This is a genomic window from Kluyvera sp. (assembly GCF_965301105.1).
On record NZ_CBDKZX010000003.1, the window covers coordinates 1 to 25,570 of the forward strand.

Consider the following 25,570-nt stretch of genomic DNA (forward strand, 5'->3'; position numbering starts at 1 on the left):
CTGGTGGCCTGCATTGAAGCGGCAGATGCGATGTGTAAAGCCGCCAACGTTGAGCTGATTGGCTATGAAAACGTCGGCTCCGGGCTGGTCACCGCGATGGTGAAAGGCGACGTCGGCGCGGTCAACGCGGCGGTGGATTCCGGCGTGGAAGCGGCAAAACGCATCGGTGAAGTGGTCACTTCCCGCGTGATTGCGCGTCCGCATAACGATATCGAAAAAATCGCGTCGCAGCATAAAGCATGACCTGACAGGGCACGCCCCGTCTGCACTCTTTTAGTCTGATGAAGGATAGACTCATGATTGAACTGGATACCGATTTGCTCTCTCGCCAGAACGCGCGAGAACTGGTGCGCAACGCCAAAAAGGCACAAGCCGTGATGGCCACCTTTTCACAGCAGCAAATCGACGCCATCGTGAAAAACGTGGCCCAGGAAGCGGCGCACCATGCCGAAGCGCTGGCGAAAATGGCCGCGGAAGAGACCGGCTTCGGCAACTGGCAGGATAAAGTCCTGAAGAACCGTTTTGCCTCGCTGCGCGTTTACGACGCCATCAAAGATATGAAGACCGTCGGCATCATTCATGACGATCAACAGAAAAAAGTGATGGACGTGGGCGTGCCGCTCGGCGTTATTTGCGCGCTGGTGCCTTCCACCAACCCTACCTCGACGGTTATCTACAAGACGCTGATTGCCCTGAAAGCCGGTAATGCGATTATTTTCTCGCCGCATCCGGGTGCGCGTCAGTGCAGCTGGAAGGCCATCGAGATTGTCAAACGCGCGGCCGAAGCGGCGGGCGCACCGGCGGGGATCGTCGACGGCATCACTGAACTGACGCTGGAAGCCACCTCAGAGCTGATGCACAGCAAAGAGGTGTCGCTGATTCTGGCGACCGGCGGTGAAGGGATGGTGCGCGCCGCCTACGCCTCCGGCACGCCAACCATCAGCGGCGGCCCGGGTAACGGCCCGGCGTTTATCGAGCGCAGCGCCGATATCCACCACGCGGTGAAAGATATCATCACCAGCAAAACCTTCGATAACGGCGTTATTTGCGCCTCCGAACAGTCGATCATCGTCGAACGTTGCATTTACGACGAGGTTCATCGCGAACTGGAAGCCCAGGGCGCGTACTTTATGAACGAAGGCGAAGCGGCGAAAATGGCGGCCCTGCTGCTGCGTCCGAACGGCACGATCAACCCGAAAGTGGTCGGCAAAACGGCGCTCTATTTAAGCCAGATGGCGGGCTTCTGCGTCCCGGCCAGCACCCGCGTGCTGATCGCCGAGCAGACTACCGTTTCACACACCAACCCCTACTCCCGAGAAAAACTGTGTCCGGTACTCGGCCTGTACGTGGAAGAGGACTGGAAAGCGGCCTGCAACCGCGTGATGGAACTGCTGACCAACGAAGGCCTCGGCCACACGCTGGTGATCCACACCCGTAACCAGGACGTGATTCGCCAGTTCTGCCTCGAAAAACCGGTTAACCGCATTCTGATCAACACCCCCGCGGCCCTCGGCGGCATTGGCGCGACCACCAACATCTCTCCCGCGTTGACGCTGGGCTGCGGTGCGGTCGGCGGCGGTTCCAGCTCCGATAACGTCGGGCCGATGAACCTGCTGAACATCCGCAAAGTCGGCTACGGCGTGCGCTCCATTGACGAGTTGCGCGCACCGGGTAGCCGCGTCGAGCCACAGCCGACTATCGTCAGCCAGTCGGTCGACCCGCGCCGCAGCATCCTCGACGACGCGCGCTTCACCTCCCCTTCCCCTGCCGCCGCTAGCGCAAGCGATAACCGCTTCGCCAGCGCGACGACAGAGCAGGAAGGCGAGATAAGCGAGCAAAACGTGGAACGCGTCATCCGCCAGGTGCTTGAGCGCTTAGGCAAGTAACGCATTGATATAAGGCGATAAAAACGATGATTCTCGCAAAGGTAACCGGACATGTCGTCGCCACGCAGAAATGCGATGAGCTACGCGGCAGCAACCTGCTGCTGATAACCCAACTGGACGACGATCAGCAGCCGATGAAGAACCGCACCTGGGTTGCCGTCGACAGCGTCGGCGCAGGCATGCACGACATTGTGCTGGCGGAAGAGTATTTCGCGCTTAACAAGGACCGTTACAAGGCGATGTCGGTGGTTGCCATTGTCGAGAACGTCTTTCGGGACGCGTAAGGAGTGAATAACCCAATGAGTGAATTTTTGCTGAAACCCCGGATCCGTTTTGGTCAGGACGCGCTTGCCGCCCTGAACGACGTGCCCGCTCAGCGTGCGCTGCTGGTCACCGACCAGGCGATGGTGAAATTTGGCCTCGCCTCCCGGGTGACCGACATCCTGCGCCAGCGCGGTATCGAGATGCAGGTCTGGGACGATGTGGTGGCCGACCCGGATATCGCCACCGTGGTGCGCGGGATGAAGCGCATGGACAGTTGCGCGCCGGATCTGGTCATCGCGTTGGGCGGCGGCTCCGTGATTGACGCCGCCAAGGCGGTTATTTTCGCTCTGGCGCAGACCCGTCCGGAGGCAGGACTTGAACGCCCGCAGTTTGTGGCGATCCCCACCACCAGCGGCACCGGCTCGGAAGTGACCAGTTTTTCGGTGGTCAAGGCCCATGCCGAAAAACTGGTGCTGGTTGACCCGTCGCTGCTGCCGGATATCGCCATTCTTGACCCGTCGCTGGTCGCCTCGGTACCGCCCGCCATCACCGCCGATACTGGTATGGATGTCCTGTGCCACGCGCTGGAGGCCTACGTCTCCACCGCCGCCAGCGACTTTTCCGACGCGCTGGCCGAGAAAGTGGTGCAGCAGGTGTTCCGCTATCTGCCCACCTGTTGGCGCAACGGACACGATCTGCTGGCGCGAGAAAAAATGCACAACGCCTCCTGCATGGCTGGCATGGCGTTTACCAATGCCTCGCTGGGCATCACCCACAGCCTGGCGCATGCGCTCGGCGGCGTATTCCGCGTACCGCATGGCCGCGCCAACGCCCTGTTGATGGGGAGCGTAGTGGCATGGAATGCGGACTATCAGGGTCAGTGCGACACCGCCGCCGCCCATAAATATGCCCGGCTGGCTCACCTGCTGGATCTGCCCGCAGCCACGACTCGCCAGGGGGTCAACAGCCTGCTGGTCGCTATTGCGGCGCTGAAAGAAGAAATGACGATGCCGACGGGAATACAGCAAACCGGCATTGATGCCGCCGATTTTGAGCGCCGACTGGCGGAAATGGTCGGCCAGGCGCTGCGCGATAGCTGCACCCCGACCAACCCACGCGCGCCGGACGCCCAGGCTTTAACCGAACTCTATCGCCAGGCATGGAGCGGCAGCGCCGCCCACTGCCGCTGAGAACAAGAACTGGAGAATCTTACCTATGGCACACTATAGCTTAACGCCGCGCGTCAAAGTGCTGGCTGAACGTTTACAGGCACACGCCAGCACCCTGTGCACCGAACACGCCGCCATTCTGAGCGGCCTGGACGGCGATATTGCCGGCGTTCCCGCTGCCGTTAAACCGGCGCGCCGTTTCTATGAACTGATGCGCCAGCTGCCGCTGACCATCAGCGCCGATGAGCTGATCGTCGGCAACCAGACCCGCAAGCCGCACGGGGCGATTTTCCACGACGAAAACGCCGCGCGCCGCCCATCCGTCTTCCAGTTTCTGAATCTGAACAGCGATCTCGACTCCCCGGATTACAAGCTGGTGGTAGAGAAAGGCGTGCTGGCGATTAAACACCAGTTGGAAGAAAAGACCCGTACGCTCGGCAGCGCGGTCAGCCGCAGCGGCATGGATGAAGTGAACGGCTGTCGCGCGGCCATTTACGCCTGCGACGCGCTGATGGCGCTGGCGCAGAACCTGGCCAACAGCGCGGAACAGCTCGCCGCCGCAGAGACCAACGCCTACCGTAAGGCCGAACTGCTCGACAGCGCCGCTATTTTGCACCATGTTCCAGCCCACCCGGCGCGCAGCTTCAAAGAAGCCTGCCAGGCATTTTACCTGTTCCAGCTGGCGCTCCAGCTGGATAACGGCAGCTACGCGGTCAACCCGGAAGGCGCAGACAAAGCGCTGCTGCCGTACTACCAGCACGACATCGCCAACGGCACGCTGAATGAAGCACAAGCCTATGAGATCGTCGAATGCCTGTGGTTTAAACTGGCAGAGCTGAGCGAAGTCCGCGCCGCCAGCGCTATCGACGGCTACCCGATGTTCGATGCCCTGCTCCACGGCGCGAGCCTTGAAAACGCGGGTATCAACGAACTTTCCGCCATGTTCCTCAGCGCGCAGCAAAACCTCAGCGCCCTGCGCCTTCCGGTGCGTCTGTTCAGCGGCGAGCAGAAAGTCGCCGCCGTGCCGTTCGCCGCCGCAAGCGAAACTCCCACCACGGAAGGCCTGACTCCGCGCATGCAGCGCCTGCGCAACCACTACCTGACCGTGCGTCCGAGCGTCTCTATCTACCGCGCGCTGGCCTTTACCGAAGTGGTGAAAGCCAATCCAGGCATGCCGACCATTCTGCTGCGCGCCAAAGCCTTCCGCCACGCCTGCGAAACCGCGCCGATTCTGATTCAGGACGACGAGCTGATCGTCGGCCATCCGTGCGGCAAGCCGCGTGCGGGCGCCTTCTCCCCGGATATCGCCTGGCGCTGGGTGCGCGACGAGCTCGATACCATGAGCACGCGCCCGCAGGATCCATTTGAGATCAGCGAAGAAGACAAGAAAACCATCCGCGAAGAGATCGTCCCGTTCTGGGAAGGCCGCTCGCTGGATGAGATCTGCGAAGCACAGTACCGCGAAGCGGGCGTCTGGGCGTTCAGCGGCGAGACCTTCGTCAGCGACCTCTCCTACCACCAGATCAACGGCGGCGGCGACACCTGTCCGGGCTATGACGTGCTGCTGTTCACCAAAGGCATGAACGGCATTAAAGCGGATGCCGAGGCGCAGCTCGCCAGCCTGAGCATGGAAAACCCGGAAGATATCGACCGTATTTACTACTACAAAGCGGCGATTGAAACCTGCGAAGGGGTAGTTAACTACGCCCACCGTATCGCCGCCCGCGCTCGCGAACTGGCCGCGCTGGAGCAAAATCCTCAGCGTCGCGCCGAGCTGCTGACCATCGCCGAAGTGAACCAGAACGTCCCGGCCAATCCGCCGAAAACCTTGCAGGAAGCGCTGCAAAGCATCTGGACGGTGGAATCGTTGTTTGAGATTGAAGAAAACCAGACCGGCCTGTCGCTGGGTCGCGTTGACCAGTACTGCTACCCGATGTTTGAAGCCGATATCCGTGAAGGCCGCCTGACCCACGAAACCGCACTGGAGCTGATGCAGGCGTTTATCATCAAGTGCGCCGAGCTGATGTGGATGTCCAGTGAGCTGGGCGCGAAATATTTCGCTGGCTACCAGCCGTTTATCAACCTGACCGTCGGCGGCCAGAAGCGTTCCGGCGGCGATGCCTGTAACGATCTGACCTACCTGATTATGGATGCCGTGCGCTTCGTGAAGGTATACCAGCCGTCGCTGGCCTGCCGTATTCACAACCAGTCGCCGCAGAAGTACATGGAAAAAATCGTCGACGTGGTGAAAGCGGGCATGGGCTTCCCGGCCTGTCACTTCGATGACTCCCACATCAAGATGATGCTGCGCAAAGGCTTCGATTTCGAAGACGCCCGCGACTACTGCCTGATGGGCTGCGTGGAACCGCAGAAATCCGGCCGCATCTACCAGTGGACCTCCACCGGCTACACCCAGTGGCCGATTGCCATCGAGTTCGTGCTCAACCGTGGCCGTATGGTGCTGTTTGATAGCTATCAGGGGCTGGATACCGGCGACCTGCGCGACCTGCACACCTTCGAAGAATTTGACGCGGCAGTGAAAAAACAGATCGCCCATATCGTCCGCCTGTCGGCCATCGGTACGGTGATCAGCCAGCGCGTCCACCGCGACGTGGCGCCAAAACCGCTGATGTCGCTGCTGGTGGAAGGCTGCATGGAAAAAGGCAAAGACGTCTCCGCTGGCGGCGCGATGATCAACCACGGTCCGGGGCTGATTTTCTCCGGTCTGGCCACCTACGTCGACTCGATGGCCGCAATTCGCAAACTGGTGTACGAGGATAAAAAATATACCCTCGAGCAGATGCGCGATGCGATGCTGGCGAACTTTGAAGGCTTTGAAGCGCTGCGCCGCGACTGCCTGAACGCGCCGAAATACGGCAACGATGACAACTACGTTGACCAGTACGCGCTGGATATCACCGAATGGACCGAGCGCGAGTGCCGCAAGTACAAAATGCTCTACTCCACCCTGAGCCACGGCACCCTGTCTATCTCCAACAACACGCCAATCGGTGAGCTGACCAACGCCACGCCGAACGGCCGTCTGGCGTGGATGCCGCTCTCTGATGGCATCAGCCCAACCCAGGGCGCGGATAAGCAAGGTCCGACGGCGATCATCAAGTCGGTGAGCAAGATGAACGTGGAAACCATGAACATCGGCATGGTGCACAACTTCAAGTTCCTCAAAGGGCTGCTGGATACCCCGGAAGGTCGCCACGGCCTGATTACGCTGCTGCGCACCGCGTCGATTCTCGGCAACGGTCAGATGCAGTTCAGCTACGTCGATAACGAAGTGCTGAAAAAAGCGCAGCAGGAGCCGGAGAAATACCGCGACCTGATCGTCCGCGTAGCGGGTTATAGCGCCTATTTCGTTGAATTATGTAAGGAAGTTCAGGACGAGATCATCAGCCGTACGGTGATTGAGAAGTTCTGATAAGACGGACCGCTGTGGACAAGGAAGTCCGACGTTTCAGGAGGCAAGCGTGATAGCAAAGACAGAATTAACCGGGCGTATTTTCAACATCCAGAAATATTCCATCTACGATGGCGACGGCATCCGCACGCTGGTGTTTTTCAAAGGCTGCAATATTCGCTGCCCGTGGTGCGCCAACCCGGAAGGGTTGAGCAGCCAGTTCCAGGTGATGTTCTCGCAGGATAAATGCATTAACTGCGGCGACTGCGTCAACGTCTGCCCGGCGGGCATTCACTACCGCGCCGAAGAAAACGGCGCGATGAAACACTTCGTCAACCGCAATAAAGACTGCATTGGCTGCCGTAAGTGCGAGGAGATCTGCACCCAGAACGCGCTGGATATTATGGGCAAAGACGTCACCGTCAGCGAGCTGATGGACATCATCATGCAGGACTATGACTTTTACGTCTCTTCCGGCGGCGGCGTCACCATCGGCGGCGGCGAAATGAGCCTGCAAACCGACTTTGCCGTGGCCCTGTTCAGTGAATGCAAGAAGATGATGATCAACACCGCCGTCGAGACGCAGGGCACTACGCCGCTGGCCAACTACCAGAAGCTGGCGCCGGTCACCGATACCTTCTTGTTCGACATCAAACAGATCGACAGCGATCACCACAAAACGCTGTTCGGCATCGGTAACGAAGGCGTACGCCGCAACCTGGAGTGGCTGGTTGATTCCGGCGCGAACGTGATTGTGCGCATGCCGCTGGTGCGCGGCTACAACGATTCATGGGAAGCCATTACCGGGGCGATTGATTACGTCCAGAAGCTGGCGAAACGCGGCAATATTCGCCGTATCGATATGCTGCCGTACCACCAGCTGGGGCGCAAAAAGTACGAACGTCTGGAGATGCCCTACCCGATTCTTGAGGACCCGACCTACAGCGTGGAAGAGCTGAACAAGCTTGAAGCCTTTTTCGCCCAGTTTAAGTTTGATATTCGCTTAGTTCGTCATTAAAGGAGCCGATAATGAAAAGTTTAGGCGTCATTGAAACACGAGGATTAGTCGCCGCCGTTCAGGCCGTCGACGCCGCCTGTAAAGCCGCGGGCGTGGCCTGTATTGGCTATCGCAAGGTGGGTTCAGGGCTGGTGAGCGTCTGCTTTGAAGGCGAAATCAGCGCGATTCATACCGCCGTCGAGCGCGGCGTTGCGGTGGCAAAAATCAGCGATCCGCAGGTCACATCGCTGGTGATTGCCCGTCCGGAACGCTGCGTGGTGGAGGCGCTCAGCAACCTGAAGGGCCACCCGTCGCGCGCCGCCGCGCCAACCACCGTGGTCACTGAACCGGCAATCGAGGCTCCCGCCGTTGAGCCGCAGCCGCTGGTGCCCGCGCCGAACGCCGATGAGAAACACGCTGCCAATAAGAAAGGGAAGAAGGCATGATTGACGCCCTGCTACAGGAAAAAATCGCCGCCCGGCTGACCGAGTCTACGCCCGTCATTCCGGTCGGCATCTCTAACCGCCACGTGCATCTGTCGCAGCAGGACGTCGAAGCGCTGTTCGGCAAGGGCTATACCTTGACGCCGTTTAAGCCGCTGCGCCAGCCGGGACAGTTTGCCGCCGAAGAGTGCGTGACCATCGTCGGCCCGAAAGGCTCGCTCAGCAACGTGCGCGTGCTCGGCCCAACCCGACCTACCACGCAGCTGGAAGTGTCGCGCGCCGACTGTTTCGCGCTGGGCATCAAAGCGCCGGTGCGCGAATCCGGCCAGCTGGAGAATGCCGGCAGCGCGCTGCTGATTGGCCCGAAAGGCCACGTTGAACTGCACTCGCAGGTGATCTGCGCCTGGCGACACATTCATATGTCGCCGCAGGATGCCCGTCAGCTAAACGTCAGCAATGGCCAGAAGGTGAGCGTGTGCAGCCACGGCGAGCGTCGGCTAACGTTTGATGAAGTGGTGGTGCGGGTGCGCGAAGATTTCGCCCTCGAATTCCACATCGATACCGAAGAGGCCAACGCCGCCGGGCTGAAAAACGGCGAGCAGGTGGCGCTGATAGGCTAACGGAGGCCATGATGACCGAGCAACAGATCGACCGTCTGGTGACGCAAATCCTCCAGCGCCTGCAGCCTCCCGTGCTGGTGATGGTGACCGCGGCGGAGGGGTATCGCCACGAGATTTGCCAACGCCTGGCGTGCTGCGGCGAGCGGCTGCATCTGGCGTTAAGCGGCGAGCTGCGGGATGCTGAACGCTGGCAGGCGCTTGGCGATGTGCAACCCGCGGAGATCTGGCACCGTGCGTTACCGCCCGCCCCCTACAAGGCGCTGCTGCTACCGTTTCTCGATTATCCGCTGGCGGCGGATCTGCTGAACGGCACGCTGCAAAGCCCGGTAGCGCAAAGGGTACACGATGCGCTACTGGCAGGCATTCCGGTGCTGGCGCCGCGCTATCTTTGCGACCCGCACAGCGAGCTAAACGCGCTACGCGGCGTCGCGCAGCCCGGCTACGCGGCGCAAATGAGCGCAACGCTGGAACGCCTGACGGCCAGTGGCATCACCCTGGGTACGCTGAACGAACTACTGGACAGGCTGACCGCGAACGCCAGGCCGCCAGCCGTCAGTGAAAGCCCACGGCGTTATCTGACTGTCACAGATATCGTCAATAATCCGGCGCTGGCCGAGTCACCCGACGCCGTGTTGACCGATGCCGCCGTCGATTTTTTAAAAGCACAGAAAAAAATAACCTTACCTCGATAACACACCCTGGAGTGTAGATATGTCTTCGAAAACAAAATGCTGGCTATGGATGCTGTTGGTTATCTTGTCGGAAACCTCGGCCACCTCAACGCTTAAAATGTTCGACTCCAGCGAAGGGATGACCAAAACCCTGCTGCTGGCGCTGATCGTGGTGCTTTACTGCATCTGCTACTACTCGCTCTCCCGCGCGGTGAAAGATATTCCGGTCGGTCTGGCCTACGCCACCTGGTCGGGAACCGGCATCCTGGTGGTCTCAACGCTGGGCATGGCCTTCTATGGTCAGCATCCGGATACCGCCGCCATCATCGGCATGGCGGTGATTGCCAGCGGCATTGTCATCATGAACCTGTTCTCGAAAATGGGTCATGAGGAAGCGGAAGAGACGCCGCCGACGCCGGTTTCCACCCTTGATAACAAAATCGCCAACTAACGCAGAAGGAATCGCTCATGTTTAATCTCGGATTTTTATGGCTGGCGCTGTCTATCGGCTCCGAAATCACCGGCACCTCGATGATCAAAAAAACCAACGGCTTTAGTAAACTGGGGCCATCAGTGCTGGTGGTTTGCGCTTACGCGCTGTGCTATTTCGCCCTGACCCGCGCCATGAGCACCATCCCCGTTGGCGTGGCCTACTCACTGTGGTGCGGTTTTGGCATCGTGGGCGTCACCATCTTCTCGATGATTCTCTATAAGCAGAAGCCCGATCTACCCGCGATTTTCGCCATGCTGTTGATTATCAGCGGCGGCGTGATCATGAACGTCTTCTCCGGAATGTAATAGACAATAGAGACCTTCCCAGGCCGGGAAGGTCTCTGCACGGCGAGCGCTTAATATCCCTCAGGATGAGAAATAATTTTTCCCCGTTATATTTACTCCTCTCACCCTTCAGCATCAGAAATCTGCCGCCACCTTTCAGGAAATATTATTTCCGCAAGGAAAGAAGATTTATTTCCCATCGCCGCGAAAAAATACCTCCCCGAAAATTACTCTCCATCAAACAAATGTAAATATCCGAAACATTATTACACAATAGCATTAACGTTCCCAAAAAAGTTATTACACATAGCCTAAGCCATCACTTACGATCATATTTTTATTAGAGTAAATGACCACAACCACATTGTTTTAAAAGGAAATTAATCCATATAAAATGATAACAACAGATCGTTTTCGCCAATCAATAAAGGGATATCGATCGTTGTCATCTGGCTTATTGCTAATACCTGTGACGATCGGTTTCAACGATCAATATGAATTAGTTCAATCGCCTTTGACAATGGTATTTACAGGTTGTAACATTCGCAGCCTTTAATTAAAGGCAGTAAATCGAGTGAGTGTGCGTAGCGTATTTACATCGGGAAAATAATAATTTTCAGTGGTTATTTACTACCGTCATACCCAAAAAATCATTCTTGCGTGAATGGATTTATTGATTTTTTGCTTCTGGAGAAAGCTGTGATTCGGAACCTGAATTTCCGCCGCCCGTTAAATATCTGTTTTCTGAAAACGGCCATTATTTTCACCCTCGCCTGCATCGCAGTGCTGGCGGTGCAGTGGCACGACGTCAAAAGCAGCTATCAACGGCAAAACATGCGCGACGTGCAGAATCTGGCCGCTTACACCGCAAAGTACCTTCACGACTACGACATCATGCTCGATGAAACCATCGAGCAGTTTATCAGCATCAAACAAGATAAGAAGAATGACGACGGCGAGCTCCGTCACTGGCTGTTTGAGCGCTTTAGCACCATGCCCGACGCCCGTACCTTGGTCTACGCCGACCAGCAAGGGGGCTTTATCCGTCTGCCCAACGTTGAGCTCAACGACAAAACCGAGGAAGACACCGACCCGCGCCACAAGATCTGGTATATGGCGGCCATTCGCGATGACGGAGGCAATACGCACTATACCCGTAGTCGGGATATCTTTGATGATGCCGTCAGCACCCTCACGCTCTCCAAATCGCTGATCAACAACGTAGACGGCGAAAAGCTTGGCGTGCTGGCCATCCGGCTTAACCAGGAACCCAGCATGGATATCCTGAACGCCGCCTACTCCACCCTGCCTGGGCGCAAGTGGATCATGGATAACGAAGGCCAGCAGATAACCAATGAAAGAGAGGCGGTGAATCCCCAGACGCTGGCCAACGTCGCCCCCCGACTCAATAAACAGACGCCCTTTTTCTATCTGCCTGACAGCGAAAGGTGGTATTTCTGCAGCGCGGTGGGCGACACCACGTGGTTTCTGGTCCATGAAGTACGCAATAGCGATTTAATCTCGCAGGTCTTCACCCACAGCCTGAACGTTATCTACTGTCTGGCCTTCGGCCTGCTGGCGCTGTTTGTCTGCTGGTGGATGGTGCGCTCTTCTCTCAACGGCCTCTATATCAGCATCGCGAACGGTATTCGCAACGGCGCCATCGAACTTAAAGCTGCGGAAGAGATGCTGTATGAAGAGATCCACAATACCACCGTGCAGCAAGAAATGATTAAAAACGAAGCGCTGACCGATGGTCTCACCGAGCTCAAGAACCGCCGGGCTTTTGATAACGATATTGAATTTCTTCAACAGACCAACGATCTGTGCATCGCCATGATCGATATCGATAACTTTAAGACCATCAACGATACTTACGGCCACGCGGTTGGCGATATGGTCCTCAGGACGGTAGCGGATATCGGGCTGCGTCTGCGCGGAATGGATAACATCACCCTCTACCGCTACGGCGGCGAGGAGATTGTCGCCCTGTTTCACGGGATGACGCAGCACGACGCGTTGGCGTTTCTGGAACGCTGGCGTGAAACCTGCGAGCAGCGACACTTTCGCGAGACGAACCTGCGCGTTACCTTCAGCGGCGGCATTGCCACTAAAGACGATATGCGCGTAGAAGAGGCGCTGGTGCTGGCGGATAAACGGCTTTACGAAGCCAAGCGAAATGGTAAAAACCGCATTATCAGCGAGTCGCTGACCTTCGCTTGAGCATTCTGCGGCTCAGAGCTGATAGCATCTATAGTATGACAAATAATGTTTATTTTGTGACCTCACATGCAACTTAAAGCCATAGCGCTGGCTGTTAATGAGGTGATAGGTTTATTTTTTGCATCAAATAGTCATACTAATGAACATGACCTGGAGATGCTTGATGATCCTCGACCGCTCCCTTTTCCTCTCCCCTTCTGATATTACGGCGCTGCGGGCGTGTTTCACGCACGATACGCAGCCCGGCATCACGCTGCGCCACCAGCGCCAGCAGCTGGAAGCCTGGCTGGCTCGCCCGCAGTGGATCCCCGGCCACGGCGAAGGCGGCGGCCCGGAACATGCCCGGCATAAATACAATTATCAGATGATGGATCTCGCCGGGCTCCACTGGCTGCTGAGCGGCGACGTCCGCTACCGCGACGCCCTGCTCGCGCTGCTGCGCGGCTATGCCGACGTCTACCCGACGCTGGGCAGCGCCACCAGCCGCGACAGCAATCCGCCGGGCAGGCTATTCCACCAGACGCTCAACGAAGATATGTTTTTACTTTACGCCGCCGGAGCGTGGGCCTGCGTGAAAGGTTCGGCTAGCGACACAGACCGCGCGCATATTGAAGAAAACTTGCTGTGCCTGATGGTGCGTGAGGCCATTACCGTCCACCGGGACACCTTCGATATCGTCCACAACCATGGCATGTGGTCGGTGGCCGCCATCGCGCTGTGCGGCCTGGCTACCGACCATCCCGAGTGGGTGGAGATCGCCCTGCACGGTAAGCTGCGCGATGACGTCAGCGGCGGATTTTACGCCCAGCTTAACCAGCTGTTTTCTGTCGACGGCTACTATATCGAAGGGCTTTACTACCAGCGTTTCGCGCTGCGCCCCATGCTGCTACTTGCCGCGGCGCTTGACCGCTGCCAGCCGGAACGGGAAATCTGGTCCTACGGCGATCGTTTAATCCAGCGCGCCTGCGTCACGCTGTTCGATATGGCGTTCCCGGACGGCACTCTGCCAGCACTGAACGATGCCTCGAAAACCATGAATCTGCGCGACGAAGGCGCGCTGATGGCGGTCAGCCTGTGTCGCCAGCACTACGGCCCATCGCCGCAGCTTTCGGCTATCGCCCACTATCAGCAGGCATGCTGGCCGTGCCGGGGGGCGCTATTGCTCAGCGAAGATGCGCAAGCACCGGGTGAAGTCACGGTCCGCCGTTCGCAGTTGGTGCGCGACGGCGTGGCAGGCGATCGCGGCGCAGGCGGTATTCTGCGCGCTCAGCCTGACGGAGAATCGGAGAGTATGGCGCTGCTTTGGTGGGGCGGGCATGGCAATATCGCCGGTATGCACAGCGCCCTGAACCACGGCCATTTTGACGGTCTGCACCTCAGCTACTTTACCGGTGGGCACGAAATCCTTCAGGACTACGGCTTCGCCCGCTGGGTTAACGTCGAACCTAAATTCGGCGGTCGCTACGTGGCGGAAAATAACGGCTACGCCAAGAAAACCGTGGCCCACAACACCGTGGTGGTGGATGAAGGCTGCCAGAATCAGGGGGACAAAGAACGGGCGGCGGCGCGTTACGGAAATACCCATTTCTTTACCGGCAGCGGCCCATATCAGGGGATGAGCGCCTTTGCCGACGACTACTGGCCGGGGGTTAACCAACAGCGCACGGTCCTGTTGCTCACGCTGCCGCAGTGCGAGCGCCCGCTGCTGGTCGATCTGTTTGCGCTGTACAGCGATAGCCGCCATCAGTATGACTATTGCCTGCACACGTTGGGGCAAATCATCCACTGCAACCGTGAACTGAAGGCGGAACCTACCCGAGCGCCGCTCGGCACCTCGCAAGGCTATGAGCACCTTTGGCGCTGCGCCTGTGGCCCGGTGCCCGCCGCAGAGGCGGCGCAGTTGAGCTGGCTATACGGCGACAGCTTCTACACGCTGACCAGCACAATGCCACAGCCCGGCGAGCTGATAATCGCCCGGACTGGAGCCAGCGATCCGGCGTTTAACCTGCGCGAGGAGCCCGCGTGGCTGTTACGAACGCATGCGCAAAACACGCTGTTTGCCAACGTGCTGGAGTGCCACGGCGAGTTTGACGAGTCGCGGGAAGTTTCGCGCCAGGCGCGGGGGAACGTACGGGAAGTGATGATTGAGGAACACAGTGCGGCGCAGACGGTAGTGTTAATCGCTTTCCACCAGGGCGAGCCCTGCCGGATAGCGGTAGATAACCGCCGCGGACACGGCGGGTTCAGCGTGGCGTAATCAGAGGCGGTGTTTGCTGGCGTCCATCATGCCGAGGGACGCCTGGAACGCCGCCTCCGCATCGCCCGCCATAATCGCTTTATAGATGCGCTCATGGTCGTTGAGACACATGCCGCCCTCTTTTGAGGAGTGGCTGATAAACCATTTGAACACCGTGGTCAGCACGTTGCCAAACGGCTGATAGAAGCAGTTACCCGACGACATAAAAATGATGCGGTGAAAACGCGTATCGGCATCCACCCACCGTTCAGCGTCAAAATTTTGCGCAATGCGGCACATCTCTTCCCAGGTCTGTGACAACGCGATGCACTGCTCGCGCGTGGCATTTATCGCCGCCAGACGGGTCGCGTGCGGCTCAATCACCCGCCGGAACTCAAGAAACTGCTGGTACATTTCCAGCGTGCCTTCCATGCCGCTCAGCCATTCCAGCAGCTGTACGTCGAGAATATTCCAGTCGGTGCGGGCGCGAACGCGGGTACCGGTTTTCGGCCGCGACTCCAGCAAGCCTTTAGACGATACTAGTTTCAGCGCCTCGCGCAGCGCCGTGCGGCTGACTCCCAGCTGTTCACACAGCTCAACTTCGGCCGGTAATACGGTGCCAGGCTGCAGCTGACCGGAGAAAATCTTGCGGGCAATGTCGCTGGCAATCAGGCCATCCAGGCCGCGCTGTGTCGTCGTAATCGTCGTGAAGTTCATGCTTTTGTCATACCTGAACAAGAATTATGGCTCAGTGTAACATAGCCAGGGGGATCGATTAGCGCATCCAGCGCAATTTTCTCGGCTTTTTCCGTATATTTAACCATCATTCGACAGCCTGATATCGCATTTAGTCATACTAATAAAGATCGTTTTTACGCCAAATTGTTCAATTACTCAACACAGATCACAAGTCACACTCGATAAAACGCCAAACATTGAAGTGGATCGCAAATCAGCTCACGTCAATTTTATTAGTCATACTAAATGACAAATAATACTTCATCTCCTGATACAACTCGCGAGTGTGGACATAATGGATATCAACATTATTGTGATGGTGGTGTACTTCGTGCTGATGATTGCTATCAGCTACGCGTTCAAAAAAATGGGTACCGGGTCGGCAAGCCACTACTTCCGCGGCGGCGGCAGGATGCTGTGGTGGATGGTGGGCGCGACGGCGTTCATGGCGCAGTTCAGCGCCTGGACCTTCACCGGCGCCGCCGGTCAGGCCTATCGCTACGGCTTTACGGCCATCGGCGTCTTTGCCGGTAACGTCATTGGTTACATCGTCGGCTGGTGGTGGTTCGCCACCCGTTTCCGCCAGCTGCGGGTCGATACGCCCACTCAGGCCATCAGCCAGCGCTTTGGCCCGAAAAACGAGCAGTTCTTTACCTGGATCCTGATTCCGCTCAGCATCCTTAACGCGGGCGTATGGCTTAACAGCCTGGCGGTGTTTGCCAGCGCGGTCTTTAAGTATGACTTAACGCTGACGCTGTGGATCACCGGTCTGGTGGTGCTGCTGATCTCCCTGCTGAGCGGCTCCTGGGGCGTGGTGGCCAGCGACTTCGTACAAACGCTGATTGTGGCGATTATTTCGGTGGTGTGCGCGGCGGTGGCGCTGTTTAAAGTCGGCGGCCCGGTCAAAATGGTCAACGACTTCCCGTCCGGCTTCTTTACCGGCCCGGACACCGGCCCGCACTATATTCTGATCCTGATAGTCTGCTTCGCCTTCTTCTTTGTGAAGCAACTGCAAAGCTTCAACAACCTGCAGGATTCCTATCGCTACCTGAACGCCAAGGACAGCGCCAACGCCAAAAAAGCCGCGCTGTTTGCCCTGTTCCTGATGCTGTTCGGCACCCTGATTTGGTTTATACCGCCGTGGGCCACCGCCATTCTCTACCCGGATATGGCGCAGTCGCACCCGGAACTGGGGAAAAACGCCACCGACGCGGCCTATCTGGTGTTCGCCGAACGCGCCATGCCGGAGGGAACCGTCGGGCTGCTGATGGCCGGCCTGTTTGCCGCCACCATGTCGTCGATGGATACCGCGCTTAACCGCAACTCGGGCATTTTCGTGCGCAGTTTCTGGACGCCGGTGGTGAATCGCAATGAACCCAAAAGCGAGCACTACCTGCTGCGCGTCGGCCAGACGGCGTGCATCGTCAACGGCGTGCTGGTGATTCTGGTCGCGCAGTATATGCAATCGCTGCAAGAGCTGAGCCTGTTTGACCTGATGATTCAGGTTGGGACCCTGGCTTCCGCGCCGATTATCGTGCCGCTGTTCTTCGGCATGTTTATCCGCAAAACACCGGACTGGTCCGCATGGGGGACGGTGGTCTTTGGGCTGATTGTTTCTTACGTCATTACCCACTGGCTCACGGTGAAAGACGTGAGCGACACGCTGGGGCTGACGCTGACCAACCGTGAACTGAAAGATCTCTCCGCCGTGTGGAATATTTTCTGCCACCTGGTGTTTACCGGCGGCTTCTTCTGCCTGTCGACGCTGTTTTACCGCGAGCCGGGTAAAGCGCGCGCTTCAGTACTCGCTACCTTCTTCAGCAATATGGAAACACCGGTCTACGCCGACCACGAGCAGGATGGCTTCGACCGCCTGCAGCGCAGCAAAATCGGCAAAATATCGCTCGCCATGGGTCTGTGCATGCTGCTGATGATCCTGATTCCTAATCCATTGTGGGGACGCCTGCTGTTCCTGCTCAGCGCTGCCGCCATCATTTTGTTCGGCTACGTTCTTTGGCGCAGCGCCTCTTCTGATTCTTCAACACAAGGGAGCAACTATGTTTACCGACCTGAAAAATAAGCGCGTATTAATCACCGGGTCCAGCGCAGGGATGGGGCTGGCCGCCGCGCTGGCGTTTGCCCGCCAGGGAGCCAAAGTCGGCATCAACAGCCATAACGTTCCGCCGGAGCTGGAAGAGACGTTAAGTCTGCTGCGTCAATATGGCGGCGAGGTCGAATTCTTGCAGGCTGATGTCACCCGCTCGGACGAATGCGCTCACCTGGTCGCCGCGTTTGTTGAACGCTTCGGCGGCCTGGACGTGTTGATTAACAACGCCGGCGGTCTCGGAGGGCGAGCCAACCTGGAAGCCATTGACGATGAATTTTACGACCGGGTGATGGATCTCAACGCCCGCTCGGCGCTGATGATGACCCGCTTTGCCATTCCGCATTTACGCGCGGCGGCGAAAGCCCGAGGCGAAACCACCTGCGTTATCAGCACCGGTTCCATCGCCGGGCGCGAGGGCGGCGGCGTGGGTGCGGGCGTCTACGCGGCGTCGAAAGCCTGGTTGCATGATATTCACCGTAACTGGGTGAAAGAATTTACCGTCGACGGTATCCGCTTCAATATCGTCTCACCGGGCACCATCGATACCGCGTTCCATGACGGGAAAAGCGACGAACTGCGGGCCAAAATCGCCGCCAGTATTCCGATGGGCCGCTTTGGCACCGCTGAGGAGGTTGCGCCAGCGTTCTTGTTCTTCGCATCGCACGCCTGCAGCGGCTATATCACCGGGCAGATTCTGGACGTCAACGGCGGACAAATGGCGCCATAATGGATAAAAAACGCCCCTTCAGTTCATCCTGAAGGGGTATTTCGCTTCGAGCCAAAATCGGTATCCAGCAGAATGATAGGCATAATCTTTATATTGTTATAGTCTGGAACCCCCTGCCAACGATATACTCAGCAGCGAATAAATCGCTTAATAACCTCCGCTCGAGCACCAGGAATTCATGATGACCACGCAGCGTCTGGTGAGCATAATCACGGGCGTGCTGATTATCCTAATCATTCTGCCCATTACGCTCAGCCTGTGGCTGGCCCACCGCCAGGCCCACGAACTCTTTGACCAGGAGTTAAACAACTACGCCGCACGGGTCATGGCGCGTTCAGAGCGCGTCAAGCATCAAACGCGTACCGCGCTGGAAGAGGTCAGCCGCTTCCGGGGCGAGACCTGTAGCCTGGCGCATCTGCGTCAGTTACAAAAGATGTCCTATATTCATCAATACGTGCAGAGCGTGTTTTTCCTTGAAAACGCGGTCCATCCCTGCGCCCTGTTAGGCAATAGTTTGGGCGAAAAAGTCCCTGACTCCGAATTTACCGCCCCCGGCGGTTATCAGGTGTGGCTGGTGTCGCGTCACGACCTGCAAACCGACGACAAAATGGTCGCCGTCAGCAACGGTCGGTACGTCGCCATTGTGGATCCCGATTCACTGATCGACGTCTTGCCGCACCCTCACTACCCCATTCATGCCGCGTTGATCAGTACGAAAGGTTATCAGGTGATCACCAGCAATGCGCCTGTCGACGCGGACTTCTGGCAAAAAAATCTGCATGTCTTTCAGCCGACAATCGAAAAAGACGGCATCGTTTACCACCAGCAGCTTCTGCCAACGGTGGGGGCGATTTTACTGACCTGGTCTTCCCTGCAGCCGATGGAATCCAGCTTGCGCCACCAGCTGATGATTTGGGTGCCGTTGGGCATACTCCTGAGTCTCATCACGGCATTTTTGATGCTGCGTCTTCTGCGCCGCCTGCGTTCATCCCATTACCGCATTCTCGATGCCATACGGACGAAGGAGATCAGCGTGCACTATCAGCCGGTGGTCGACCTGAAGAGCGGACGCATCGTCGGCGCCGAAGCGCTGGCCCGCTGGCAGCAGCCGGACGGCCACTGGCTACCGCCGGATATTTTCATCCCGCTGGCCGAGCAAACCGGCGTTATTAATCAACTGACCGAATATATCGTGCGTACGGTATTTGACGATCTCGGGAACTGGCTGGCCGCGCATCCACAACAGCATATTGCGATTAATTTCTCCGCCGCCGACCTCAGCTCACCTCCTCTACCGACGCTCGTTAAAAAACTGCTCACGCAGTGGCAGGTTGCCGCCAATCAGATTGCGATTGAAATTACCGAGCGCGAACTCATCACTCCCAAAACCGCGTGCCCGGTGATTCAGGCCTACCGGGAAATGGGCCATACCATTTGTATTGATGATTTTGGCGTCGGCTATTCAAGCCTCAGCTACTTGCAGGATCTGGACATCGACACGCTGAAGATCGATAAATCCTTCGTCGACAGCCTGGAACACAATCGCGTGACCGGCCATATCATCGACATGGCAAAATCGCTCAACCTGACGATGGTGGCCGAAGGGATTGAAACTCCCGCGCAACGCGACTGGCTGCTCGCCCACGGCGTGCAGACCGGACAGGGTTGGCTATTCAGCCCGGCGCTGGCGAAAAAAGCGTTTATCCACTGGGCGAACGATAACCTACAGGCAGGCGAACGTTAATGGTGATAGGCCAGCGTCTGCGCATGGAGCGGGCTTTCGGAAAGCTTCTGGCAGCGCTGTAGCGTCCCCTTCCCCGCATAGCGATATAAAAACTCGCCGCTACGGCTGCGGTGGATAAGCCTGTCGCCATTGCTAAAGCTGACCACCTCGACGCCGTTATCCTGACGGTGGCCAGCGCCGACTTCATAATGCCCCTGCCACAGTTCCGATACATGACCATAGACATGGAGAGTGACCTCCACCAGGCCGCGCGTCGGGCAATGAAGCTGCAGCGCCGTCGAGTTAAAATTCAGCGCCAGAGATGAGGGAGAAATTAAAATAAACGATAATAATAACAGCAGATTCTTCATCATTTTATAGGTAAACAGACTCAATAAGAGGCGCTACCATACAGGCCTGATGAATATAACGTTTTTGTTCTGACGCAATAAAAACGAAGAAACAGAAATAGATATTACGAAATAAAATAGACTTCACATTCTCATGAGTAATAAGCGGAAATAACATTTCCACTTATTACTCAAATAAAGAAACTTTATTTCCGCTATTTAATCTGCGCGGGATGATCGGCTGCGGGCTCGGCGCTGCCATCCGGGAATAAGCGCTGACGCAACGTGGCGGCTTCGCCAGCATTGCCCAACAGCCCCCGCTGTTTTAGCGCGGGTATCACCCAGCGAGCGAAATCTTCAAAGCAGCCCGGCGACAGCCATTGCGCCAGGTTAATGCCGTCGGTGTCGCTCTCCTCCAGCCACTGCTCCAGCTGCGCGGCCACGCTGTCGCCGCTACCGACAAACGTCTTTTGCCGCCCCAGACCCTGTTCGGGATGAAACACTTCACGCAGTGTGCGGCTCGGTTGCCCGTCTTCGCCGGTCACCATTTTCAGCAGCGAACGGTTAGAGTTTGTCTGCTGCCAGGCGAGCGGCGCATCCAGCGAATGACCGGCGAGATCGACCCCGGTGCTGGCCCCGTAGTGAATCAGCGCCCCTTGCAAATCGTAGCGGGCGCGTCGTTCAGCATAGCGCGCCTGCGCGTCATGTTCGCTTTCCCCGGTAATCACCGTCACCGCGCTGATAAACTTAATCGCCCCCGGCGCGCGGCCCAACGCCGCAGCCCGCGCCTTAATTGCCGCCACCTGTCGGCGCACGCCGCTGGCGTCCAGCCCGGCGACAAACACCACTTCAGCATGCTTCGCGGCAAAATCAATGCCGCGCGGCGAGCCGCCAGCCTGGAAAATCACCGGCGTGCGCTGCGGGCTGGGCTCAGAAAGATGGGCATCCGGCACCGAAAACCAGCGTCCGCGATGGTTGACCGCATGCACTTTCTGCGGGTCGCTGTAGATACCCGCCGCCTTATCGCGCCTCAGCGCCGCACGCTCCCAGGAGTGTTGCCACAATTTATAGCTCACGGTCAGAAACTCATCGGCGCGATCGTAGCGCTCGTCGTGGTCCATCTGTTTTTCCAGCCCCAGATTGCGCGCCGCGCTCTCCAGCTGTGACGTCACCACATTCCAGGCAATACGCCCGCCGGTCAGGTGATCGAGGGTGGTAAATTTGCGTGCCAGCAGATAAGGCTGTTCATAGGTGGTGGAGACCGTGATCCCAAATCCCAGCCGCTGCGTCTGCGCCGCCATGGCGGAAACCAGCAGCAGCGGGTCAATCAGCGGCGACTGAATCCCCTGCGCCAGTGATGCCGCCGGGCTGCCTTGCCAGCTATCAATCAACCCCAGCGCATCGGCAATAAACAGGCAGTCAAAGCCGTTATCTTCCAGCAGCTTTGCCAGCGCCACCCAGTATTCAATATCGGTATAGCGATAACTTTGGTCCTGTGGGTCACGCCACATGCCGTAGTTAATGTGGGAAACCGCCGCCATCGTAAACCCACTGAGAATAATGTTATTGCGCATGTTATTTACCGAAATAAAAAGAACTGACCTTAAATAAAACAATTTTTATCGACAATGAATAAATCCGGCAAACTAAAGCCAAAAACCGCAAATAAGAAAAGCAGAAAACAAAATCACAAATGCGTATTTATTCTCTTTTTTATCCGGTGCTAGTATCGCCGTCTGACCTGATCCCAATAAAAAAATCAGGCACATATTAAAAACACCTGCATTCGCAAATCGGACATCGTTATGAAAAACAATCAATTTTCATCCGGGATATCATTATCTCGCCGTAAGCTATTACAGCTCACCGCCATTTCCACCACATTATTTATGGGATTAGGATTACCCGGTTTGTCCTTTGCTGAAGACGGTGATGAGAAATCGCGTTATGGCAAAACGTTAATTATTGGCCAGGCGCTGGAACCGACCATTTACGATCCCAACCGCCAGTATTCTTATGAAACTTACCGGGTAGACAAACATATTTATGAGTCGCTGGTGGCCGAAGATCTCTCGGTTCCGGCGGCAAAGGGCACCCCGCCAATCGTTCCCGGCCTGGCGACCCATTGGGACGTTAACGACAACGCGACCGTCTACACCTTTCATCTGCGTGAAGGGGTTAAGTTCCACGACGGTACGCCGTTTGACGCCGAAGCGGTACGCTTCAACGTGCGCCGCTTTACCGACCCACAGTTCGAATACTTCGATGCCCGCTCACAGGCCACCATGGCCCAGGTTTATCGCGACCTGAAAGCGATTGAGGTGATCGACCCGCTTACCGTGCGTTACACCTTCAACCAGCCCTTCCCTGACTTCCTGCGTTTCTTGCCGCAGGGCAACTGGGTTTCCGGCATTTTCAGCCCGGCGGCGTTGAAAAAATGGGGCCAGGACGGTCTGGCGGAACACCCAACCGGGACCGGACCGTACCGCTTTGTGCTGCGGGTTCGCAACGACCGTACCGAACTGGTGCGCAACGACGACTGGTGGGGCAAAAAACCGTATATGGAACGGCTGATCTTCCGCCCGATTCTCGACGGCAGCACCGGCGTCAGCGCGTTGCAGTCCGGCCAGGTGGATATCCTGTCACGGACCCCGACCGACGCGGTCGATTTGCTCTCGCAGAGCGGCTACACGGTACATGACAGCACCGAAGCTAACCAGCTGTTCCTCGGCTGGAACTTTGCCAATAAATATACCCGCCAGCTGGCCGTGCGCCAGGCGGTGATCAAAGCCATCAACCGTGAAGAGCTGGTGAAGTCACTGCTTAACGGCCACGCGGTGGCGAGCTACAGCATTCTTAACCGCTCTAATGAAGCCTTCCTCGCCGAGCAGAAAGACTATACCTACGACCCGGAAGGGGCGAAAAAACTGCTGGCCGACGCCGGGTATCAGCCCGGTGAAGTGAGCTTCACCATCATCACTTACGATCAAAACCAACCGGTGATTGAGTGGATCCAACGCGATCTGAGCAAGGTTGGCATTACCGTGAAGGTGGTGTCACAGGAATGGATTACCTACAGCTCGCACCTGGCCAACCTCGCCGACGACACCGGGCTATTCACCATGGAATGGGGGCTGATTACCCCGCAGTGGCTGAACGTGGCATGGAAAAACTACGTGGTGTCCCGCGGCAAAGGCGAAAAGGTCATTACCGGCGTCGAGCCGCTGATCGCCGAGGCCAGCGTCACCACCGATCGGCAAAAAGCGTTGACGTTGTGGCATCAGGTTAACCAGCAGTTCCAGCAGCAGGCGGCGTTTGTCCCGCTGCTTGAGCTGAACCGCGTGTTTACCTCGTCGCCCGCCGTCCAGGGCTTTAACGTCCCGGCGCAGAATTTCTACGACCTGACCCGCGTGTGGTTGAAACCATGATTCGCATCATACTGCTTCGCCTGGCGCAGGCCGTGCCGCTGCTGTTTCTGATCTCGCTGCTGGTGTTCCTGATTGCCAAGCTGGTGCCCGGCGACCCGATCGCCAACGCGCTGGCCGGGCAGCTCTCCAGCGAGGCCATCGAGCAAATTCGTCACGTTTACGGGCTGGATAAGCCTGCGGCGGTGCAGTACCTGCTGTGGCTGAAGAACCTGTTCAGCGGCGACTGGGGCACCTCGCTAACCCTGCGCGCACCGGTGATCGAAGTGCTGAGCAGCGCCTTCGCCAATACCGCGATTCTGACCGGCGCGGCGGTGCTGTTATGCCTGATACCCGGCGTCGCGGTAGGCGTAACGTGCGGCCTGTGGCAGGGTACCCGCCGCGACCGCCTGGTGATGCTGCTGGTCCAGCTCGGCCATAACATCCCTATTTTCTGGCTGGCGGTGTTTTTCATCTGGCTGTTTGCCGTGAAGCTGCGCTGGTTCCCGGTCTCGGGGATGTACGACATGCGCGGCGACCGCGGGCTGGGCGACCTGCTGCACCATCTGTTTTTACCCGCGCTCTCCACGGCGCTGATCTCGATGCTGATTCTCGCCCGTCAGGTGCGTCACAGCGTCATCGACATCATGAATGCTGACTACATCCGTACCTACCGGGCACTGGGCTATCCCACAGCGCTGTTGCTGTGGCGGCACCTGGGACGGAACCTGCTGGCGCCGATTGTCAGCATCACCGGGCTGCAAATTGGCTACCTGCTCAGCGGCGTCATCTTTATCGAGAAGATTTTCGCCTGGCCCGGCATTGGCACCCAGCTGTACAACGCCGCTGCGGGCCAGGACTACCCCACTATCCAGACCGGGGTGATGTTGATCGCCGTCTGCTTCCTCGCCGTCAATCTGCTGAGCGACATCCTGCAGGACTGGCTGGATCCCCGCCACGAAGGAGCCCGTTAACCATGACCCCTACCCTCTTCCTGCGTCGGCTTTCACGACACGGGCTGGCGCTGCTCGGCCTGCTGATTCTGCTCTGCGCGCTGCTGGTGTCGCTGTTCGCGCCGTGGCTATCGCCCTATGATCCGCTCGCGGCCTTCGACGGCCTGCGTCTGGCGCCGCCGGGTACGCCGGGCCATCTACTGGGGCTGGATAATCAGGGGCGCGATGTCTTAAGCCGTATCATCTGGGGCGGACGCAGCCTGCTCGCCGCCTCGGTGCTGCCGATTATCTTCGCCGCGCTGGTGAGCCTGGCGCTCGGCATGCTGGCGGGCTTTCGCGCGTCGGCCTTTTCCGAACTGATTATGCGCAGCATGGACATGCTGTTCGCCTTCCCGATGGTGCTGCTCGCCATCGGCCTGTCGGCGGTGCTGGGCAGCGGTTATCCCACGCTCATCATTACCCTGATTTGCAGCGTCATTCCCTACCTCACCCGCGTGGTCTATCGCGATACCCGCGCCGAAGTGGCGAAAGAGTACGTCGAAGCGCTACGCGCTCAGGGGGCGTCGACTGCCGACATTCTGTTCCGTGAAATTATGCCCAACGTCGCCACCCCATTGCTGGTGTACACCACCTCGCTGCTCGGCGGCATGGTGGTGTTCCTCGCCGGCCTGAGTTTTCTTGGCCTGGGCGTGCAGCCACCGCAGGCCGATTGGGGGCGCATGGTCGGCGAAGGCGCACAAATGATGATCCTCGGCGCGCCGCACGTGGCTACCGCGCCTGCCGTGGCGATCGTACTGCTGTCGCTGGCGTTTAACTGGCTGGGGGACGGCTTGCGCGATCTCCTTGACCCTTACCAATAAGGAGCGGCAA

General features: G+C 57.8%; 22 protein-coding genes. 19 read left to right on the forward strand and 3 right to left on the reverse strand.

Annotated elements, in window-relative coordinates; all coding sequences use genetic code 11:
• From ACW14G_RS01790 to ACW14G_RS01850, 13 genes are all read left to right on the forward strand, one after another.
• On the forward strand, window positions 1-243 hold a 243-nt coding region (locus ACW14G_RS01790), incomplete at its 5' end, for a BMC domain-containing protein (RefSeq protein ID WP_455648429.1).
• 53 nt (window positions 244-296) lie between these two features.
• Complete coding sequence (locus ACW14G_RS01795) at window positions 297-1,886, forward strand: acetaldehyde dehydrogenase (acetylating) (protein WP_163447936.1); 1,590 nt, start codon at window positions 297-299, stop codon at window positions 1,884-1,886.
• Window positions 1,887-1,912: 26 nt separating this feature from the next.
• Window positions 1,913-2,170, forward strand: a complete 258-nt coding sequence (locus ACW14G_RS01800; RefSeq protein ID WP_163447935.1) for a EutN/CcmL family microcompartment protein — start codon at window positions 1,913-1,915, stop codon at window positions 2,168-2,170.
• A 15-nt stretch (window positions 2,171-2,185) separates the two neighbouring features.
• The gene (locus ACW14G_RS01805; RefSeq protein WP_249022027.1) at window positions 2,186-3,340 is read left to right on the forward strand and encodes a 1-propanol dehydrogenase PduQ; all 1,155 of its coding nucleotides are present in this window, start codon (window positions 2,186-2,188) and stop codon (window positions 3,338-3,340) included.
• A 25-nt stretch (window positions 3,341-3,365) separates the two neighbouring features.
• Window positions 3,366-6,752 (forward strand): choline trimethylamine-lyase, encoded by a 3,387-nt coding sequence (gene cutC, locus ACW14G_RS01810; protein ID WP_249022028.1) that lies wholly within the window; start codon window positions 3,366-3,368, stop codon window positions 6,750-6,752.
• Window positions 6,753-6,801: 49 nt separating this feature from the next.
• Entirely contained in the window at window positions 6,802-7,749 is a 948-nt protein-coding gene (gene cutD, locus ACW14G_RS01815) for a choline TMA-lyase-activating enzyme (protein ID WP_249022029.1), read from the forward strand.
• Window positions 7,750-7,760: 11 nt separating this feature from the next.
• On the forward strand, window positions 7,761-8,174 hold the full coding sequence (locus tag ACW14G_RS01820) for a BMC domain-containing protein (protein WP_249022030.1): 414 nt from the start codon (window positions 7,761-7,763) through the stop codon (window positions 8,172-8,174).
• Window positions 8,171-8,791: a phosphate propanoyltransferase gene (locus ACW14G_RS01825; RefSeq protein ID WP_163447930.1), complete on the forward strand. Its 621-nt coding sequence runs from the start codon at window positions 8,171-8,173 to the stop codon at window positions 8,789-8,791. Before ACW14G_RS01820 ends, ACW14G_RS01825 begins: the two co-directional genes overlap by 4 nt.
• A gap of 11 nt (window positions 8,792-8,802) precedes the next feature.
• Window positions 8,803-9,483, forward strand: coding sequence for a hypothetical protein (locus tag ACW14G_RS01830; RefSeq protein ID WP_249023337.1), 681 nt, complete (start codon window positions 8,803-8,805; stop codon window positions 9,481-9,483).
• A gap of 19 nt (window positions 9,484-9,502) precedes the next feature.
• Complete coding sequence (locus tag ACW14G_RS01835; protein ID WP_163447928.1) at window positions 9,503-9,913, forward strand: DMT family transporter; 411 nt, start codon at window positions 9,503-9,505, stop codon at window positions 9,911-9,913.
• A gap of 17 nt (window positions 9,914-9,930) precedes the next feature.
• Window positions 9,931-10,260 carry a DMT family transporter gene (locus tag ACW14G_RS01840; protein ID WP_065356243.1) on the forward strand — a complete coding sequence of 110 codons (330 nt, stop codon included), beginning with the start codon at window positions 9,931-9,933 and terminating at the stop codon, window positions 10,258-10,260.
• Between the two features lie 678 nt (window positions 10,261-10,938).
• Window positions 10,939-12,462 (forward strand): sensor domain-containing diguanylate cyclase, encoded by a 1,524-nt coding sequence (locus ACW14G_RS01845; protein ID WP_249022031.1) that lies wholly within the window; start codon window positions 10,939-10,941, stop codon window positions 12,460-12,462.
• A 163-nt stretch (window positions 12,463-12,625) separates the two neighbouring features.
• Window positions 12,626-14,719: a heparinase II/III domain-containing protein gene (locus tag ACW14G_RS01850; RefSeq protein WP_249022032.1), complete on the forward strand. Its 2,094-nt coding sequence runs from the start codon at window positions 12,626-12,628 to the stop codon at window positions 14,717-14,719.
• On the opposite strand, the gene ACW14G_RS01855 is transcribed toward ACW14G_RS01850, so the two are convergent.
• The gene (locus ACW14G_RS01855) at window positions 14,720-15,415 is read right to left on the reverse strand and encodes a FadR/GntR family transcriptional regulator (protein ID WP_455648430.1); all 696 of its coding nucleotides are present in this window, start codon (window positions 15,413-15,415) and stop codon (window positions 14,720-14,722) included.
• A 316-nt stretch (window positions 15,416-15,731) separates the two neighbouring features.
• Here ACW14G_RS01855 and ACW14G_RS01860 point away from each other — a divergent pair, with 316 nt between their 5' ends.
• The 3 genes from ACW14G_RS01860 to ACW14G_RS01870 all read left to right on the forward strand — a co-directional run bounded on the left by ACW14G_RS01860 (window position 15,732) and on the right by ACW14G_RS01870 (window position 20,014).
• A complete protein-coding gene (locus ACW14G_RS01860) occupies window positions 15,732-17,516 on the forward strand; it encodes a sodium:solute symporter family transporter (protein ID WP_249022034.1) in 1,785 nt (594 codons plus the stop codon).
• Window positions 17,494-18,270, forward strand: coding sequence for an SDR family NAD(P)-dependent oxidoreductase (locus ACW14G_RS01865; RefSeq protein WP_163447923.1), 777 nt, complete (start codon window positions 17,494-17,496; stop codon window positions 18,268-18,270). The genes ACW14G_RS01860 and ACW14G_RS01865 overlap by 23 nt, the downstream gene beginning before the upstream one ends.
• A 181-nt stretch (window positions 18,271-18,451) precedes the next feature.
• Complete coding sequence (locus tag ACW14G_RS01870) at window positions 18,452-20,014, forward strand: EAL domain-containing protein (RefSeq protein WP_249023338.1); 1,563 nt, start codon at window positions 18,452-18,454, stop codon at window positions 20,012-20,014.
• Here the strand turns inward: ACW14G_RS01870 and ACW14G_RS01875 are convergent.
• Both ACW14G_RS01875 and ACW14G_RS01880 read right to left on the reverse strand, forming a co-directional pair.
• On the reverse strand, window positions 20,011-20,367 hold the full coding sequence (locus ACW14G_RS01875) for a hypothetical protein (RefSeq protein WP_249022035.1): 357 nt from the start codon (window positions 20,365-20,367) through the stop codon (window positions 20,011-20,013). The genes ACW14G_RS01870 and ACW14G_RS01875 overlap by 4 nt on opposite strands.
• Window positions 20,368-20,558: 191 nt before the next feature.
• On the reverse strand, window positions 20,559-21,917 hold the full coding sequence (locus ACW14G_RS01880; protein WP_163447922.1) for an NtaA/DmoA family FMN-dependent monooxygenase: 1,359 nt from the start codon (window positions 21,915-21,917) through the stop codon (window positions 20,559-20,561).
• Between the two features lie 231 nt (window positions 21,918-22,148).
• Between ACW14G_RS01880 and ACW14G_RS01885 the strand changes: the two genes are divergently transcribed.
• From ACW14G_RS01885 to ACW14G_RS01895, 3 genes are read left to right on the forward strand one after another with little or no spacing between them, the layout of a single operon-like run.
• Window positions 22,149-23,771: an ABC transporter substrate-binding protein gene (locus ACW14G_RS01885; RefSeq protein WP_223802295.1), complete on the forward strand. Its 1,623-nt coding sequence runs from the start codon at window positions 22,149-22,151 to the stop codon at window positions 23,769-23,771.
• Window positions 23,768-24,721: an ABC transporter permease gene (locus ACW14G_RS01890; protein WP_249022036.1), complete on the forward strand. Its 954-nt coding sequence runs from the start codon at window positions 23,768-23,770 to the stop codon at window positions 24,719-24,721. The genes ACW14G_RS01885 and ACW14G_RS01890 overlap by 4 nt, the downstream gene beginning before the upstream one ends.
• Before the next feature lie 2 nt (window positions 24,722-24,723).
• Window positions 24,724-25,560, forward strand: coding sequence for an ABC transporter permease (locus ACW14G_RS01895; protein ID WP_163447920.1), 837 nt, complete (start codon window positions 24,724-24,726; stop codon window positions 25,558-25,560).
• Window positions 25,561-25,570 lie beyond the last annotated feature (10 nt).

Coding starts and splice junctions, on each gene's coding strand:
- ACW14G_RS01795 (WP_163447936.1), top strand. CDS start 297: ATGATTGAACTGGATACCGATTTGCTCTCTCGCCAGAACGCGCGAGAA.
- ACW14G_RS01800 (WP_163447935.1), top strand. CDS start 1,913: ATGATTCTCGCAAAGGTAACCGGACATGTCGTCGCCACGCAGAAATGC.
- ACW14G_RS01805 (WP_249022027.1), top strand. CDS start 2,186: ATGAGTGAATTTTTGCTGAAACCCCGGATCCGTTTTGGTCAGGACGCG.
- cutC (WP_249022028.1), top strand. CDS start 3,366: ATGGCACACTATAGCTTAACGCCGCGCGTCAAAGTGCTGGCTGAACGT.
- ACW14G_RS01820 (WP_249022030.1), top strand. CDS start 7,761: ATGAAAAGTTTAGGCGTCATTGAAACACGAGGATTAGTCGCCGCCGTT.
- ACW14G_RS01825 (WP_163447930.1), top strand. CDS start 8,171: ATGATTGACGCCCTGCTACAGGAAAAAATCGCCGCCCGGCTGACCGAG.
- ACW14G_RS01830 (WP_249023337.1), top strand. CDS start 8,803: ATGACCGAGCAACAGATCGACCGTCTGGTGACGCAAATCCTCCAGCGC.
- ACW14G_RS01835 (WP_163447928.1), top strand. CDS start 9,503: ATGTCTTCGAAAACAAAATGCTGGCTATGGATGCTGTTGGTTATCTTG.
- ACW14G_RS01840 (WP_065356243.1), top strand. CDS start 9,931: ATGTTTAATCTCGGATTTTTATGGCTGGCGCTGTCTATCGGCTCCGAA.
- ACW14G_RS01850 (WP_249022032.1), top strand. CDS start 12,626: ATGATCCTCGACCGCTCCCTTTTCCTCTCCCCTTCTGATATTACGGCG.
- ACW14G_RS01855 (WP_455648430.1), bottom strand. CDS start 15,415: ATGAACTTCACGACGATTACGACGACACAGCGCGGCCTGGATGGCCTG.
- ACW14G_RS01860 (WP_249022034.1), top strand. CDS start 15,732: ATGGATATCAACATTATTGTGATGGTGGTGTACTTCGTGCTGATGATT.
- ACW14G_RS01865 (WP_163447923.1), top strand. CDS start 17,494: ATGTTTACCGACCTGAAAAATAAGCGCGTATTAATCACCGGGTCCAGC.
- ACW14G_RS01870 (WP_249023338.1), top strand. CDS start 18,452: ATGACCACGCAGCGTCTGGTGAGCATAATCACGGGCGTGCTGATTATC.
- ACW14G_RS01875 (WP_249022035.1), bottom strand. CDS start 20,367: ATGATGAAGAATCTGCTGTTATTATTATCGTTTATTTTAATTTCTCCC.
- ACW14G_RS01880 (WP_163447922.1), bottom strand. CDS start 21,917: ATGCGCAATAACATTATTCTCAGTGGGTTTACGATGGCGGCGGTTTCC.
- ACW14G_RS01885 (WP_223802295.1), top strand. CDS start 22,149: ATGAAAAACAATCAATTTTCATCCGGGATATCATTATCTCGCCGTAAG.
- ACW14G_RS01890 (WP_249022036.1), top strand. CDS start 23,768: ATGATTCGCATCATACTGCTTCGCCTGGCGCAGGCCGTGCCGCTGCTG.
- ACW14G_RS01895 (WP_163447920.1), top strand. CDS start 24,724: ATGACCCCTACCCTCTTCCTGCGTCGGCTTTCACGACACGGGCTGGCG.